Consider the following 16147-nt stretch of genomic DNA (forward strand, 5'->3'; position numbering starts at 1 on the left):
AATACTTCTCGGGTTTTGGGGAAAAGGGGAAAGGGAAAAGGGAAAGAAAAAACCTTTAACCCTTACCCTTTACCCTTTTCCCCAAACCCGATTCCGAGTTAAAAATGCTTAACCGAGCAGTATTGGGAGCTACTCTACACTTTCTCTCTTCCTATTCCCCTGACTTCTCCCCCATTGAAAACTGTTGGTCAAAGGTTAAAGAATTTATTCGTTCTATCGCTCCTCGCACCTATCATGATTTAGCTCAAGCCATTAACAGGGCTTTTCAACAAGTCTCTCTTCAAGATATTCATCACTGGTTTACTCATTGTTGCTATTGCATCACTGAATACGTAGAACCAGTATCAAGTCTTCCAAGTAACTCTTAAATTCAGTAAATCAAACCTATAGTACACAAGTTCGTATCTCATTCAAATGCATACCGCTATATCATGTTCAATACTTCCCCAGGTTTCAGGTAGAGGGTTGACCCAGGAAATAGGCACAGAAACAACATCTAGAGTTTCACCGTCCTTAAAAACTTCTAAAATATATCCTGGCTCTTGCTGAGTTTTAGTAGGACGTAAATGATCCAATACAACCCCCCTATTACCAGCTTTTATAGGGCTATTAGGAACATCTTGCTTAAGTTCTACCCACTGAAATAAACTAGCTGTTGTCATCGTTTAATTCTCCCGTGATTTTTCAGGATATAGTGTAATAAATCTAACAAGTTCTGTTTCTTCATCTTGTTGCCAGATAGTAATTACCTTAATTAATCGACCATTAGGCCCAGACCACTCGCTTTGAACCTCAAACTGAGTCCCCCAGTCACTAGGGGTAACTTTTGCAATTTCAGAACTTTCTACAGCATTTATTATATCGTTCTTAAGAAGTTCCCAGTTATCAAGATTATATCCTGCTAAAGCTAGATATCTTGATTTATCACTTTTAGGTTGATAAACAAGTAGGTATTTAGTTATTTTCTCATCTTGAATGATTAAACCTGATGGTATTTTCATTATGTTATTTATAATCAATACACCATAAAAACGGGGAGTCAAGATTGTTCTTAACTCCCCACTAATTTTTATTTGTCGGCTAAAAAACTAAGCCCCGACAGCTTCTTTCGCGGCGTACAATACCTCAGCGTTGATTTCTTTGAAACCGCGATCGCGGGCAAATTTTTCAGTATTACGCTTCACTTTACCGCGCACAAATCCCGGAATCTTATTCAATTCTACTTGACCATCTTTTGTCCAATTCAAATCAGAATCAGCAGAAATTCCTCTAGTAATTACTTCTTTGGTATCATGACCACCGAAGATTTCTAATAGGTGATCTTCCATTCCCAAAGTGAAGGAATTGTAGATCAAATCTGTAATCTGATTCGTGCCTTCGTAACCCATAAATGGTTTGTAACCAATGGGGAAGTTTTGGACGTGGATTGGTGCTGCAATTACGCCGCAGGGAATATCCAAACGCTTACCAACGTGGCGTTCCATTTGGGTTCCGAAAATGGCAGAGGGTTCGACACGAGCGATCGCATCCCCAATTTCACCATGATCTTCGGAAATTAGCACTTCATCGCAATACTCGCTCACCTGTTCGCGGAACCAATCTGCATCATATTTACAGTAGGTTCCAGCCCAAACAACATGAATCCCCATTTCTCGCGCCAGAATCTTGGTAATGGCGGCGGCGTGGGTGTTGTCACCAAAGACTACAGCTTTTTTACCAGTCAAGTTTTGACAGTCAATGGAACGGGAGAACCAAGCAGCCTGAGAGACATGCAAGGTTTGCTCATTGATGAAGTTTTCATAGTCAACTTCTGCACCTTGAGCGTTAATTACCTGCTGAATCTTGCGAATACAACGGGCAGTTTCCACTACACCCATTGGAGTAATGTCTATATAAGGTGTGCCAAATTGTTCTTCCAGGTAACGAGCGGTGGTTAAACCGAGTTCGCGGTAAGGTATGAGGTTAAACCAAGCTTTTGGCATCTTCTTCAAGTCATTCACCGAAGCGCCTTCAGGAATTAAGGTATTTACCTCAATTCCCAAGTCAGCCATCAGCCTTTTCAGTTCGGTGCAGTCGTGATTATTGTGGAAACCAAGGGTAGTAGTACCGATAATGTTCACCGAGGGCTTTGCAGTTTTACCCTCTGCCAATTCGCCCCGTTTCCGCGCTTTTTCAATATAGTATTGGACAATTTGATCCAAAGTGCGATCGGCGGCTTGGAGTTCGTTGTAGCGGTAGTGGTTCACATCCGCTAGCATTACGTCTCCTTTGGCTTCCAGTTGCGCCCGTTCGACAAAGTTGTGCAAATCCTCTTGCAAAATGCTGGAGGTGCAAGTGGGAGTTAACACAATCAGATCGGGGTGTTCCTCGGCATCTTTGCGGACGATGTTATCAACCACCTTCTCTTGGGAACCACGCGCCAAAACGTTGCGATCGACGACACTGGTTGTTACCGGAGTGAAATTCCTCTCCCGCGATAGCATGGAGCGCATGACGTTAAAGTAATCATCGCCAATGGGGGCGTGCATGATCGCATGGACATTTTTAAAAGAACTAGCGATTCGCAGAGTGCCGATGTGGGCTGGGCCTGCATACATCCAGTAAGCCAATTTCATGTTTGTGTTCTCCCTTTTCAACAGAAATAACACGGAGTCCGATAAGAATGGACTATAAGTGCTTGATTATTATTAAATCGTTTCTGATTGTCTCAAAAGTTGTATCCCTGATGAAGTGAAGAGTTGTAAGGGTTTTAGCTGCGGTATGTAGACGTAGGCATCGCTCAAACCTTGTTCCTGATTAGAATCTAGCTTCTGAATTTAACAAGATTACTGTTGCTTTTTTAAAATAAATCTTAATTTTTCGGCAAATTTGCTTTCAATTTGGGGTGGTATGTTATGCCAATTCTGTATGAAGATGGGCTAAATCATATTTAAGTACAAAAAAAAGAAAGAAAAACGAACCGCATTCGCGCAGCGTCTCGTAAGAGTTGGACACATAGACGCGGAGCGGTGAAGCAGCGCGGTCTTCTCCCAAAGGGAGAGGCTAGCGCCAAGGGGGTTTCCCCCATGAGTGACTGCTGAACCCGAAGGGCTTCCCGCAGGGTAGGACACGAAGAAAGAAAGAATTTAAAAGGGTTTGGCGCAGCATGACAAAGAAAGTGTATTAAATATCACCAATCAATTTAGAAAATTTATGTATAACTTTTCAAAAAATACAAACATCCTCTCAGAGGATGTTTGTAAAGAATCAGGTTGTAGTATTAATATCCCCCTAACCCTCCTTAAACAAGGAAAAAATTGGGGAATATAACTAGCGCGATTTGTTCATTCGAGGGAGTAGAAATTAATCTAGAGAGGTGTTAATTACTGGCGAAAAATTTCTACTTTTTGTAAGACCACTTCTTGATTCGGACGATCTCTACTGGTAGGCACATTAGCGATCTTGCTGACTATATCTAGACCTTGGACAACTTCACCAAAAACACTGTGTTTGTTGTCAAGGTGAGGTGTTGGTGCTTCTGTAATGAACCATTGCGAACCATTTGTACCGCGTCCAGCATTAGCCATTGACAGGATACCTGCACCAGTATGTCTCAATTCAGGATGAAACTCATCCTCAAATTGATATCCCGGGCCACCAGTACCCCAACGGTTGGCTGTATCTAGATAACGACTCAGGGGATCGCCACACTGAATCATAAAATCTGGGATGACCCGGTGAAAGCGAACTCCATCGTAAGCTGGAGTTCCCTTACCAGATTCACCAGTTTTAGGGTCTTTCCAGTCGATTGTTCCGGTTGCTAGACCAACAAAATTTTTGACGGTGTTGGGGGTTCGCTCTTCTTCCAAACGAACTACAATTTCACCCAAGGAAGTAATTAAACGAGCGTGCAGCTTGCCATTACCGGGAATATTAATTTCTGGAAAGTTCATTAGATATCCTATTTTAACAAGTGCCTGTATTTGACCTATATAAGTTTATCAGCATTCAAGTTGCTCCCTTTAGACATGACAAAAAAACTGAAGGGAGAAAACTTGAGCAAATAAATATTTTACTCAGGCAAATTTATCGCTGGATTCCGGCTAAAGAATCCTCTAGGGACTAGCTTAAAGCCAACTTGGTGAACAGGCATCACAGGCCAATCTTCCGATCGCGGAATATGAGTTACGCCTATTGTGTACCACAGTACGATATCTTCACCCATCAAGGGTTCATCGTCGGCAATATATTTTGGCAAACCCTGTCCTGGTTGAGTTTGGTTGGGATAATCGCCCCCAGCATAGAGTTCAGTAGGCTTATATTTTGTCACCCAAACGTGATGAGTTGCAAATTCTGCCCGTTGACGGATTTTCGAGCCTTCCACTGGGAAAAATATAGAATTTCCTTCAGGCATCAGCATATATCCAGGTGCAGCCCCTAATGTATTTTTCTTGTCTGCACTCACAATCATCCATTCCCGACTGCTTTTCATATCCAAATCGCGCACAGCAGCCGTTTCTTTTGTGAGTGGGGTTTCTGCAACTGCGATCGCATTTCCTAATGGATTTTTCTCATTCATCGGCAAAGCTTTCACGTTCATTTCCATCACAGAGTTAGCTTGACCATCGACATCGAAATCCAGGCGATAGTTGAAAAAGTGCTGGTGATTTACTCCAAAGATATTTTTAGCGATTAGCCGACCATAAGAATTATCCTCAGATTGCTCTTGGGCAGCCGTTCCTTGCGCCAGGACGATACCTGTTAACTCATTTTGGACTTCCAAAGTCCCATCCTGGTGAAAAATCCAATTAAGGCTGTAATCATAATTGTCAACAGCCGTAGTCATCGTTATGACTAATTCTCGACTGCGACGGACATCATTACGCCGAGTATTGTAATCATAGTGTTTCCACAGCATTCCGCGATCGCGTTCATAGATCCCGACAACCCCTGGTATCTTATAAGGTTCTCCTTGCTCATTCGCAAATACAGCATCCAGCAAAAAACCGTTTTCAGGAATTTCCTTACCTAACTCCATCGTATTTGCTAGTAGACCAAGATTATATTCCCCAACATCAAATGCATTCCTAAACGACCAAGTGGGATTTGGATCGCCGTAAGGAACTACCATCTCCGATATGCTAGCTCGGTATAAAACTGGTCTGACATTTTTCCCGTCATCGTATGTCACTTGATACAATGCCAATCCACTACGGGGATGCATTAAATACCGAAACTTCCAACCTTGCCAGCTAATTTCATTCTCTTTGATTTGAAAACTTTTACCATTAGGTTGGAGAAGTTTTAATACTTTAGGTGCTGAAAGTAATTTCCCTAAAGATTTTACGTCATAGTTCCAGTTTTCTTTAGAGAAAGGTACGTTTCCCCGATCAACGAAACTGACGATTTTACCTGTGTTTAAATTGACCGTTGCTACTACTCCTTCAATGGGACTACCGTAATAATTCCAGTGTTGTCCCTGGTAGTAAGATAGACTGCGGCAAAGACGATTACCTGCTGCTTCTTCCTGTTGACTCAGGATTCCTGGGGCCCATGAAGTGATTTTGACTCGATCAAAATCGGTAATTCCCCGCCTTTGCATCGCTTTTTGCCATCGAGGATCGGCTTTAACTACCTGAGTTGCAAGTTCATATTCTGAAGCGACGATCGCAGGTTGAACAGAGGGGATTTCTTTCCAGGAATTTAAAGTTTTGCTTTTTAGATCGACGATACCTTCGTATGTTTTATTGAGCGATCGCTCATAGATTACCAAAAAAGCTTTTCGTCCAAAAGCTTTACCGGGTGTAAATTTCAGAACTTCTTCTTTATCTGGTTCTTGTAAAGCGATAAGTGGAAAAGCTGCCATTTCGCTCAAAGTTTTTTCTCTTTGGATGATCGAAACGGCTGTACTAATTTCTACCTCGGTTAGTGAAGTGAGAGGATGGGAAATCGAAGGCTGTTGAGCCGTCAATATTCCCGTTAATCCAAGTGAGAGAGAAATAAAAACAATTATGGCAATAGCTAGCCACGAAAAACGCCTTAGCCGTTTAATCATCTTTTACATTCTTACAAAAGACGTATAGTTATCTATTTCTAAGCCGAAGTCTGAAACCCGATAAATTAAAAAGCTAAAGCTAAATTAATTTCTTGATAGTGTCCCCAGTAGCGAAACCCAATATATTCCTTAATCCAGTTGATGTAGCTCATAATTTATCAAAAGAGGTCAACTGGATCGAGATCAATGAAAGACAACAGTATGGACGAGCAATTCATGCGTGAGGCAGCAGAGCATTTTACACGCCCTTGGTCTGAAAGGCGAGGTATTGAATCAATCGATCGAAATGATGCAGTTGTACTTGTGAAAGTACCATTAAATCAGCTATCTGATGCTCTTGCTGAAAAAGCGATCGCATCCCAGCGTAATGTCATGGGAGCGGAAATCGAAGTGTTAGACGGTTTTGTTGTGTTCGCCTATCAACTAGTTGGACACCCTTGGTCGATTCTGATTGCTGCCGATCTGTCTTATCCATCAATTTTGGAATCAAACGAGTTAGCTCAACTTTCCAAACAGTTAGGACAAGCAGTTATCAGTTTGCTTGTAAGCGACAGTGCTTGCGAAATCGGCTATGACTTATTTGAGGGTGGAGAATTGGTTGAATACTTCAGGGGGTCAGATGGTGAGTTAACTGACGATTCTAATGAATATGGAATTCAGTCGCAGCGATATCTATTGTTTCCGTACCCAGATGATCTTGAAGATGATGATGATCTCGAAGATGATGAGTACTCCGAAGCCCAACAAATAGCATACTTCTGGTCGCGTCGTCGCCAAGTAACAGCCGAAGAGATTGGCAATATCTGGAATTTTCCACGTCAGCTTATGCTTGATTATGATGCGTTTGATCCTGCCATTGACTCTAGATATTTACTAGGAGAATATTCTCTTAGACGTGGCGATCGCTATCGAGTTCAAAATCCAGGATTCGGTTTAGTTCTTGGTTATGATGCAGATGGACGTAGGCAGGAAATCATTTCTGTACCTGATTTAGTTAGGGTCGATTACTTCAGATTCGGAAATTGATAAAATCCCTAATCCCTTTTCGAGGGTTTTTACAAAAACCCACTATTTCTTTTTGTTATTTAGAGTAACTTTTAATTAAGTATTAAGTAAGTTTTTACTAACTTTTCATACAAATATTTATAGAAAGGTAAGAGATTGTATCGTTGACTTAAGCATTACTTTTAAAACAGTAGGAGAATACCATGACGCTACTGAATGAAACGATTGAGGGGCTGAAGACCAATGTGAAGGGTCATGTGGTGCTTCCTGATGATCCGAGTTATGACGAAGTTCGCAAAATATGGAATGCGATGATCGATCGCAGACCTGCTGTCATCGTGCAGTGTGCAGAAGCCGATGATGTTCCCCATGTAATCACATTTGCGCGAGAGAACGGGCTGGAAATATCAATCAGGGGCGCTGGACATAACATCGCAGGGAACGCTGTATGTGATAACGGTCTGATGATTGATCTTTCAAAGATGACGAATGTCCGCATTGATGCTCACAAGAGGCGTGCTTATGTCGAACCAGGTGCCACACTTGCTGATTTTGATAAAGCGGCACAGGTGCATGGGTTAGCTACTCCAGTGGGAATTAATTCAACCACTGGTATAGCAGGTCTTACCTTGGGTGGCGGTTTTGGTTGGTTGACGCGTAAGTACGGCATGACGATCGATAATCTTGTCTCTGCGGAAGCGATCGTAGCAGATGGGAATAAGATACGAACAAGCGAAAACGAAAACGCTGACCTTTTCTGGGCGATTCGAGGTGGCGGCGGGAACTTTGGGATCGTAACTGAGTTTGAATTCGCTCTTCATCCTGTGGGTCCTGAAATATTGGCTGGGTTGATCGTTTTTCCGTTTAGCCAAGCCAAACAAGTACTGACACAGTATCAGAAATTTGCTGAATCAGCCCCCGAAGAACTCAATGTATGGGTAGTACTTCGCAAGGCTCCGCCACTGCCTTTTCTTCCTGTGAATGTGCATGGCAAAGAGGTAGTCGTGCTGGCTGTCTTTTATGTAGGTGATATTGTAGAGGGTGAGAAACTGATCGAACCTCTACGTAATTTTGGTGATGCCTATGGCGAACACATCGGTGTTCAGCCTTACGTAGAATGGCAGCAAGCTTTTGACCCCTTGCTTACACGTGGTGCTAGGAACTACTGGAAATCTCATAATTTCACAGAGTTACATGATGGAGTACTGGATGCGATCGTGGAATTCGCAAGCAAGCTACCCTCACCACAGTGCGAAATCTTCATAGGATTTATTGCCGGGGCATCCAACCGCGTCTCGCCAGATGCCACGGCATATTACCATCGGGATGCGAAGTTTGTGCTTAACGTGCATGGACGATGGGATGATGTAGCGCACGATGAGATAGGCATTGCCTGGGCACGTGAGTTTTTCCAAGCTTCTGCACCTTATGCCTCTGCTGGTGTCTATATTAACTTCATGACTGAAGAGGAGGGCGATCGTGTCGCGGCGGCTTACGGCTCTAACTACGATCGCTTGGTACAGATCAAGAAGCAGTATGATCCTGAGAACATTTTCCATCTCAACCAGAACATCAAACCCTAAGCTAGCTCTCAGCAATTACGCAGAAACCAAACGCCGTAATGATTCCGCACGGCGTTTCGCAATAGGGTTATTTGGATCGAGCTTTAGTGCTTCTTCGTAGCTTTGTAACGCCTGAGTAGTTAATTTTTTCTTCTCATAAGCGTGTCCAATATTATTCAACCCTGTTACGTAGTCTGGTTTAGATTTTAGGGCTTCTTTATACTGACGAATTGCTAAGTCATATTGCTCTTGGGTAAAATAAATATAACCCAGCCCGTTATAAATAGGGGCAATATTTTCTTCTTCCTCTTCTTCGGCAGCTTTCAGAGCTTTTTGAAACAGCGCGATCGCTTGGGAATACAATTTTTTTTCTGAATAAATACTGGCTAACTCATAATATTCTTGAGTTGTACCCTTTTCTTTCTCTAACTTCTTTCGCAATTTCGCAAAGGAGCCTTCAATTTTGCGAGTTTTGAAAATCTGGCGAAGAACACCCACGGCCGCAATTGTGAGTATAACCACCAAAATTGAGAGATAAACAACGGCTAGACTGTTATCCATTGCTGCAAATACAAATATTATAAAGTTTGTTATTTGTCATTTGTCATTTGTCCTTTGTTATTTGTCATTTGTTATTGACTAATGACTAATGACTAATGACCAATTACCAATGACCAATTTACGGTAAACCCCAATATTGAGAGCGTTGCTGGAGCCAACCTTGTTCTAAGTAACGAGCGATCGCTAGATTAACATTGCGTCTTAACTGATCGTACTGCAACCCTTTGGGCGTAACTACAGACAAGGGTTCAGTTGAGAGCTTAGTTGGCAGTAGCCGATATTGAGGATATTGTTGCACCCAACCGCTTAGAACGGTAGTATCTGCGGCAAAGGCTACAGCGGCATTACTTTCTATTTGCTCTCGCGCTTCGTCATAAGAATTTACTCCTACCAACTCGGCGTTTGGCAGATAAAACCGCACTTTAGCAATAGTGCTGGAGTTGTTGAGTACAGCAATTTTTTGTTTTACCAAATCGCTCAACTGCTGCACAGAGGCATCTTTTGTAACTAATACAGTGCCATCCAAATAGTAGGGAACACTGAAACTAACTATCCGGCTGCGTGACTCGGTTGCTGTCACCCTAGCGATCGCAAAATCAACTTTCTTGTCTAAGACTACAGACAGGCGATCGCGATTCGCTACAGGTTTCAATTTGACAGCATCTGCTTTCCCAACCAAGTCAAGTGCTAATCGCTGTGCCAAATCAATTTCAAAGCCTTGCAAATTGCCACTGGCATCTTTAAATCCCAAGGGACGCAAGTTATCTTTGACAGCTACAGTTACATAGCCGCGCTGCTGAATTTCTGACATTTCGGCGGCAGATGCAGTGAATCCTGTCCCCACTATGGAAAAGCAACATATCCAAAAAATAGTGGCGGATAATACCAGATGTAACCGAGTAATTACTTGCCATCTGTTACATCTGTTATGCATCCGTGGCCACCTTTATCCTTTAGCTTGAACTGCTAGTTCAGCGACTTTGCCAAAGCTAGCTGGATCGAGGACTGCTAATTGTGCCAACATCTTGCGATTTAATTGGATATCAGCTTTTTTCAAGTTACCGATCAACTGGCTGTAGCTCAAGCCGTGTTGTCTTGAAGCAGCGTTAATGCGGGTGATCCAGAGACGACGAAAATCGCGCTTTTTCTTTTTGCGATCGCGGTAGGCACTCCGTAGCGCCTTCATTACTTGTTGGTTGGCAGTTCTAAACAGAGTTGAGTGAGAACCGCGAAAACCTTTAGCTAGTTTGAGAATTTTACTGCGGCGCTTCCGAGCTACATTACCGCGTTTTACCCGTGTCATAACTTATTTCCTGAAGGACTTACAAATATGGGAGCATTAAGCGCACGTTGAGTTCATCGCGTTCATGTACAAGGGCGGTTTTGGACATGCTACGCTTTTTGTCGGAAGATTTGTGTTCTAAAAGGTGGCTTTTGCCAGCTTTCCGACGGACGATTTTACCGGTGCCGGTGGCACGGAATCGCTTCGCTGCGGCTTTACGAGTCTTGAGTTTAGGCATGGTATAGCTTTAATTCGACACGATCCATTATTATACTAATAAAATTGTTGTAATGGAAATTAAGTAAACGATTTAACTAGCCACGCCTGCCGTAGACAAAATTAATTTCACAGATGGATGAAGTAAATATAGTCGAATATGACCCACGGTGGCAGACTTTGTTTGCACAAGAAGCCGAGCGGCTTTGGCAGGCACTAGGCAATGACTTAGTTGTGGAAATTGAACATATTGGTAGTACGGCAGTACCAGGAATGACCGCAAAACCAATTATTGACATCATGCTAGGAGTACGTTCCTTAGTAGATGCGAAATCTGCTGTTCCGATATTGGAATCGTTGGGATACGTTTATTGGCGTGAAAACCCAGATCCTGGACGGATGTTTTTTGTGAAAGGAATGCCACCATACGGAAAGCAACGTACTCACCATGTTCATATAGTCGAGGTTAACAGCGAATTTTGGGAACGCAAGCTATTTTGCGACTATCTGAGGAGGCATCCTGAAGAGGCAAAACGATATGAAGCTTTAAAACGCGATTTGGCGGCAAGTTTTCGGAGCGATCGCGAGGCTTATACCAATGGTAAAAATGATTATATCCAAGCTGTGATGGCAAAAGCACGGTGTGAGGAGATAGGGAAAAACCAAAGCCAGTAATAAATTAACTTTTACCACTGGCGCTAATTTTAGGATCTAAAGCAATTTGCGAATGAATTCTTTAGTCTATTTTTGAATTGTAAGCTGTTGCGTATTTAATTTGTATATGCGATACGCGCAAGATGCCCGCACTACAATAATTTTACGTTTTCGTACTATACAATTTAGATGCACATCAGCTTACCATCGGGCATTATCGTTTCTTTGGAATTCATTCCAAGATGAGATAGCTACTACGAAGAGTATTTCATCAAATAATTACGAATTACGAATTACGAATTAATTCGCGGCTGTTTGGGCTTCTTGATAAACTATTTCTTGAAACTGGATCATATCTTTTTGCGGATCGGCGTGGCTAACTTTCACTACTATCTGTTCGCCCAAGTTCACAGAACGTTTGAAAACCATTGGTAACTGCAAACCCAAATCTTCGATCAAAATTAGGGCTAAGTTACTGTCTTCCCGCAGCCACATCAACACTGTTACCTCCCAAGTTTCCTCTGGATGACGGCGTAAATACTCTAGAGCATAATATCTATTAGTTTGCCGTTCTACCATCGTCACTTCTTGGGTGATGCTGCTGACAGTCATCATCACTTCTTTAAGTTGATCTGCGGAAAATGGCAGAACTTCACCGCGCAAATGGGCTTTCAATTGGAAGTGGGTAAGCAAGTCACTGTAGCGGCGGATGGGAGAGGTTGCTTGGGTGTAGGTATCCAAACCCAAACCAGCATGGCGCAGAGGCGTAATGCTCATTTCACTTTTGGGCATACAACGACGCATAGCGCAAGCGCGAACGAATCCGGCTGGAAGTAGCAGTAATTCTTCTTCTGGAGGTAATTCCGGTTGGGGTTGACCGCGAAAAGGTAAAGGTATGTTATGAGCTTTACCATAACGAGCTGCAACTTCACCGGCAACAATCATCATTTCTGCGACTACTTGCCGTGATGGGGAATCGTCCAAAATGTCAATGTGGATCTCTTCACCTTTGACTTTGATCGTTGCTTCGGGCATGGTGATGCTAATTGCCCCTTGAGCATAACGCCAAGCTTTGCGTTTTTGTGCCCAAGTTGCGATCGCAGCAATTTCTGGTTCTGCCTGTACCCGTAATTGCAGCATTTCATCTACATCTTCGTAGGTAAGGCGATAAGTCGGCTTAATAGAACTGGTATGAATGCTATAATCTTCAACTCCCCCAGTTGTGCCTAAAATAATTCCAAAACTTAGGGCGCAACAAACCCTTCCCTGGATTAGACTCATTGGCCCAGTTGCCAATACCTCTGGGAACATAGGAATCATCCCCGTAGGTAAATAAACTGTACTACCCCGCTTTCTGGCTTCTAAATCTAATTCACCTTCCGGCACTAACCATCTAGTGGGATCGGCGATATGCACCCACAGGCGCTCCCGTCCATCGGGCATGACTTCCCAACTTAGACCATCGTCGATCTCTGTGGTAGTTTCATCATCAATGGTGTAGACCTTTAGGTGAGTCAGATCGAGGCGGTTTGTATCTGAGTCAATCGGCGGGAAATCCAAACGCTGTTGCGCCACTTCTAATACCTTATTAGGAAATTGAATCGGAATTGAAGAACGACGCAGGAACAGGTTTTCATAAGGACTCCAGCAACCCAAATCTACTAATAGTTGAAAGGCCCCTTGGGGCGTTGTGGGCCGTCCCAGCATGGTCATCGTTTCTAATACTGGAGCGCTTGGCGGATAAGCGCGAGCTAAGGAGTCATAATTAACCCCCGTCCGCACGGTGTCAGCTATCAGCGCTGCGTATTTTTCTAGTCCTTCTAAGCGCTGGCGATCGTGCCGCCCCCACTCTACTGCTTCACCTTTGAGTGCCTGTTCTACACGAGTTAAGAATTCCTGCTGTCCTTTAGCTTTTAATGCCTCTACTTCCATCTGGTGTTTGCGTTCTGCCACCTGAGCAGCAGTTCGGGCTTCATAAGCGTCTCCTTTTTGCTTGAAATAGAGTTTGTCGTCTGATAACAAGCAATGGGCGGCGTAACAATGAGGCGCGGCTGATTCCGAAAACAGCAGATTCGCCATCAGTTCTGAGGTGACTGTTTCCCCATCTTCAACCAGTAATTCCCAAGCTATCTCTAAGCTAGATGGGTCTAGATAAGGGTTGACTTGCTCTAAAAAGCTGGCAATCTCTGAGGGCTTGTAGGTCTCTTTGGTAACTGTATAAGTTATTTGTCTAGGCGCGAGGCTGTGGGATTGACCACGGTCGTCTACCACAAACCAGCGGGTTTTTCCGTCTGGACGTTCTACGATGCCCAGACGGCGATCGCCTTGAACCCTAAATTCAACTAGCGTCCCCTTCTCCACAACTCTCGCACTCTAATTTTGGTGAACAGTTTAAATAGTTTCAAGTTAGGAGTTAGGAGTTAGGAGTTTTGATTCTTAACTCCTGTACAGACGCGATTAATCACGTCTCTCCTGTACAGACGCGATTAATCGCGTCTCTCCTCTTTTTAGCCTTCCGCATTGATAAATGGCAACAAGGCCACAATCCGCGAACGTTTAATTGCTAATGTCAACTCTCGCTGTTGCTGAGACGTTAGTCCAGTAATCCGACGTGGCAGTATTTTACCCCGCTCGGTGACAAACTTACGTAATAAATCAACATCTTTATAATCGATTGGTTCTCCTGGCTTGATGGGAGAAAGACGACGACGGAAATAACTCATCTCTACTTAATTTCCTTGTGAACGGTATGTTTGTTGCAGTGGGTGCAGAACTTTTTCAGTTCTAGCCGGTTAGTGGTGTTGCGGCGATTCTTGGTGCTGGTATAACGTGAAACACCAGCCGAACGCTTATCTGAATTTGTCCGACACTCGGTACACTCTAGTGTCACAATAATGCGGGCACCTTTACTCTTAGCCATAATCTTACAAACAGTGAAGCCTGAAGAGAATTAACACAAATGACTATCTTCTCACATTCCGCCGCATATTTTCAACTAATCTTTTAACTTTTATATCAAGGGAGTAGCCACGACGCGACGAAACGATGAAAGTTTTACAATAGCGATCGTGTAAAGCTTGCCGCATCTGGGTATCAGAGAGGGCAGTCCCACAATCAATTGTTAGGGGAAGTACTAGCAGTATAGCAGTGGGATTGGCTCTAATATTGCTCAGGGCAATTGACACTAAAAGCGCACCCAAGCCGATAATCGCTTCTCGCTTCACCAATGAAGGCAAATCTGGGATTCTGCCCACTACTTCCCCGTCTTCGACTGACAACACCTTTAAATCGAATGCCCAACGCCCTAAACTTTGCCCTTGATTGTTGTATGGCACTAGCACCCGCAAAACCAGCCAAAATATCACAAAAACTAGGATTTGCAAAAATTGAATCCCAATATCGCCGCCTCCTAGTAGGGAACTGACTAACCAGACACCAAGGAAATCAAGTCCTAATGCCATACCTCGTCGCCCAATTTCAGCCTTGGGATAGTGTTTTTGGGGAAGTCGTTCGATAGTCATACAAAATAGGTATTTTTATTTAGGGGTTGGAGAATAGCGATCGCTCCTGTTTTTTATATTAAGGTGATGACTTGGGTTTGGCGTTTAAACTCTGTTGCACATAAAAGTTCCATAATCAGCGCCCTGATGTTGCCCAACCCACAAGAGTCTGTTTTTGAGAAGTATTGTATTGTAGGAGAAACTATTTGGAAGTTGTATCTATGACACATCTGTTTACGAAAAGAGCTATTAGGATGGTGGCGACTATTGCTTTAGTGTTAGCGATCGCTATAAGCACTCACAACCTAGCTGATGCTGCTGAGTTCAACTTTAACTGGAAGGGAGACACAGGTTATTCAGCCAAAGGTTCATTTAACTACGATACAACAACTATTCAAAGTGTCATTTCGGAAGCAGGTTTGGGAACTACGAAAAGCTTGCAGTCTCTCTCAGTTTCGTTTTTTGATCCATTTAGAGAATTAAAGACCCCAAGCTATCTGCCCACTTACCCACAACGGTTTCTAAGTTCGCTGTTATAGCGTTCTATATCAGACTTACTCACAGCTTTACTGCCTTCCCTTTTGAGTATTTCTTGCCCTGCTTGCTCGTAGCAGTTGCCACTACTGGAATTATCCGAAGATCCTCTAAGGATTAGACCAATTCCAAAAGGAGCCAGGCAAATTATGGAGACAACCAAAAGCCCCCAAATAATCATGGTCTTTTCATTCTGAGCAGGTTCTTGATTTGTCATAAAAATTTTCGCGGTTGGAATAGGGCTATAACTAGCAATCCCAAAATCAACTCACGTCTAACCACTTGCCCAAAAATAAATACCCACGAGCGATCGCTTAACCGAACCTTGAAAACTAAATATGTAAACATCACAAAACCAAGCAAAAAAGATCATACTTCTTTGGTTTTTTACCAAATAATACAGCCACTACAATAAGTGAACTATCATCGCTTATTAGCAGTGTGTAGTTTGGGATTTACCGCTTATAAAAATCTAGACAAAGCTACCCAAGAGTAGACTCAGTGTTACTTTACAGGGATAAAAGAAAAAGTCGGAGGCGATCGCTATGGTATCAGTCAGCGATGCACAAGCAATTATTTTAAATTTAGTCCAACCGTTGGATCGTCAACGGGATATAGAAGTTGTAGACTTATTGGCAGCCGATAGCCGGATTTTAGCAGTGCCTGTCACCAGTCCGTTAGATTTTCCCCATTGGGATAATTCGGCAATGGATGGTTACGCAGTTCGTTACGAAGATGTGCAGCACTCTAGCGCCGAACAACCCACCGTTTTAGAAATTGTTGAAGATATTCCGGCTGG

General features: G+C 43.2%; 19 protein-coding genes and 1 pseudogene. 6 read left to right on the plus strand and 14 right to left on the minus strand.

From position 1 onward, the window contains the following. Positions 1–104: 104 nt before the first annotated feature. Complete coding sequence (locus tag CDG79_RS45540; RefSeq protein WP_094343837.1) at positions 105–368, plus strand: transposase; 264 nt, start codon at positions 105–107, stop codon at positions 366–368. A gap of 42 nt (positions 369–410) precedes the next feature. Here CDG79_RS45540 and CDG79_RS20930 read toward each other — a convergent pair whose 3' ends face one another. The 5 genes from CDG79_RS20930 to CDG79_RS20950 form a co-directional block, all read right to left on the minus strand. Beyond that, entirely contained in the window at positions 411–662 is a 252-nt protein-coding gene (locus CDG79_RS20930; RefSeq protein WP_094343838.1) for a DUF4926 domain-containing protein, read from the minus strand. Between the two features lie 3 nt (positions 663–665). Next, positions 666–1001, minus strand: coding sequence for a DUF6883 domain-containing protein (locus tag CDG79_RS20935; protein WP_094343839.1), 336 nt, complete (start codon positions 999–1001; stop codon positions 666–668). Positions 1002–1088: 87 nt separating this feature from the next. Continuing rightward, the gene (gene bchB / locus CDG79_RS20940) at positions 1089–2615 is read right to left on the minus strand and encodes a ferredoxin:protochlorophyllide reductase (ATP-dependent) subunit B (protein ID WP_094343840.1); all 1527 of its coding nucleotides are present in this window, start codon (positions 2613–2615) and stop codon (positions 1089–1091) included. A gap of 747 nt (positions 2616–3362) precedes the next feature. After that, complete coding sequence (locus CDG79_RS20945) at positions 3363–3932, minus strand: peptidylprolyl isomerase (RefSeq protein ID WP_094343841.1); 570 nt, start codon at positions 3930–3932, stop codon at positions 3363–3365. 119 nt (positions 3933–4051) lie between these two features. Beyond that, positions 4052–6034, minus strand: coding sequence for a primary-amine oxidase (locus tag CDG79_RS20950; RefSeq protein ID WP_094343842.1), 1983 nt, complete (start codon positions 6032–6034; stop codon positions 4052–4054). A 186-nt stretch (positions 6035–6220) separates the two neighbouring features. Here CDG79_RS20950 and CDG79_RS20955 point away from each other — a divergent pair, with 186 nt between their 5' ends. Together CDG79_RS20955 and CDG79_RS20960 are read left to right on the plus strand one after the other, a co-directional pair. Next, a complete protein-coding gene (locus tag CDG79_RS20955; protein ID WP_094343843.1) occupies positions 6221–7060 on the plus strand; it encodes a hypothetical protein in 840 nt (279 codons plus the stop codon). Positions 7061–7350: 290 nt separating this feature from the next. Continuing rightward, a complete protein-coding gene (locus tag CDG79_RS20960; RefSeq protein ID WP_223278235.1) occupies positions 7351–8622 on the plus strand; it encodes an FAD-binding oxidoreductase in 1272 nt (423 codons plus the stop codon). Positions 8623–8637: 15 nt separating this feature from the next. Here CDG79_RS20960 and CDG79_RS20965 read toward each other — a convergent pair whose 3' ends face one another. From CDG79_RS20965 to rpmI, 4 genes are all read right to left on the minus strand, one after another. Next, entirely contained in the window at positions 8638–9162 is a 525-nt protein-coding gene (locus tag CDG79_RS20965; protein WP_094343845.1) for a tetratricopeptide repeat protein, read from the minus strand. 118 nt (positions 9163–9280) lie between these two features. Further along, the gene (locus CDG79_RS20970; protein WP_094343846.1) at positions 9281–10096 is read right to left on the minus strand and encodes a transporter substrate-binding domain-containing protein; all 816 of its coding nucleotides are present in this window, start codon (positions 10094–10096) and stop codon (positions 9281–9283) included. A 12-nt stretch (positions 10097–10108) separates the two neighbouring features. Next, entirely contained in the window at positions 10109–10465 is a 357-nt protein-coding gene (gene rplT, locus CDG79_RS20975; protein WP_094333172.1) for a 50S ribosomal protein L20, read from the minus strand. A gap of 19 nt (positions 10466–10484) precedes the next feature. Then, a complete protein-coding gene (gene rpmI, locus CDG79_RS20980) occupies positions 10485–10682 on the minus strand; it encodes a 50S ribosomal protein L35 (protein ID WP_094333173.1) in 198 nt (65 codons plus the stop codon). A 113-nt stretch (positions 10683–10795) separates the two neighbouring features. Between rpmI and CDG79_RS20985 the strand changes: the two genes are divergently transcribed. Continuing rightward, on the plus strand, positions 10796–11335 hold the full coding sequence (locus tag CDG79_RS20985) for a GrpB family protein (RefSeq protein ID WP_094343847.1): 540 nt from the start codon (positions 10796–10798) through the stop codon (positions 11333–11335). 279 nt (positions 11336–11614) lie between these two features. Here CDG79_RS20985 and CDG79_RS20990 read toward each other — a convergent pair whose 3' ends face one another. The 4 genes from CDG79_RS20990 to CDG79_RS21005 form a co-directional block, all read right to left on the minus strand. Then, the gene (locus CDG79_RS20990; RefSeq protein ID WP_094343848.1) at positions 11615–13675 is read right to left on the minus strand and encodes a ribonuclease catalytic domain-containing protein; all 2061 of its coding nucleotides are present in this window, start codon (positions 13673–13675) and stop codon (positions 11615–11617) included. Positions 13676–13821: 146 nt separating this feature from the next. Further along, positions 13822–14037, minus strand: a complete 216-nt coding sequence (gene rpsR / locus CDG79_RS20995) for a 30S ribosomal protein S18 (protein ID WP_012411240.1) — start codon at positions 14035–14037, stop codon at positions 13822–13824. Positions 14038–14039: 2 nt separating this feature from the next. Further along, entirely contained in the window at positions 14040–14234 is a 195-nt protein-coding gene (gene rpmG, locus CDG79_RS21000) for a 50S ribosomal protein L33 (protein ID WP_094333178.1), read from the minus strand. Between the two features lie 43 nt (positions 14235–14277). Further along, positions 14278–14835 carry an RDD family protein gene (locus CDG79_RS21005; RefSeq protein ID WP_094343849.1) on the minus strand — a complete coding sequence of 186 codons (558 nt, stop codon included), beginning with the start codon at positions 14833–14835 and terminating at the stop codon, positions 14278–14280. A gap of 200 nt (positions 14836–15035) precedes the next feature. Here CDG79_RS21005 and CDG79_RS21010 point away from each other — a divergent pair, with 200 nt between their 5' ends. After that, entirely contained in the window at positions 15036–15353 is a 318-nt protein-coding gene (locus tag CDG79_RS21010) for a hypothetical protein (protein ID WP_094343850.1), read from the plus strand. Here CDG79_RS21010 and CDG79_RS41210 read toward each other — a convergent pair. Then, positions 15320–15565, minus strand: coding sequence for a hypothetical protein (locus tag CDG79_RS41210; protein WP_143855535.1), 246 nt, complete (start codon positions 15563–15565; stop codon positions 15320–15322). The two genes, CDG79_RS21010 and CDG79_RS41210, sit on opposite strands and share 34 nt — an antisense overlap. 328 nt (positions 15566–15893) lie before the next feature. Between CDG79_RS41210 and CDG79_RS21015 the strand changes: the two are divergent. Further along, positions 15894–16147: pseudogene (locus CDG79_RS21015) on the plus strand (gephyrin-like molybdotransferase Glp); the annotation flags it as partial.

Origin of the sequence: Nostoc sp. 'Peltigera membranacea cyanobiont' 232, assembly GCF_002245985.1 — a bacterium.
Taxonomy (GTDB): Bacteria; Cyanobacteriota; Cyanobacteriia; order Cyanobacteriales; family Nostocaceae; genus Nostoc.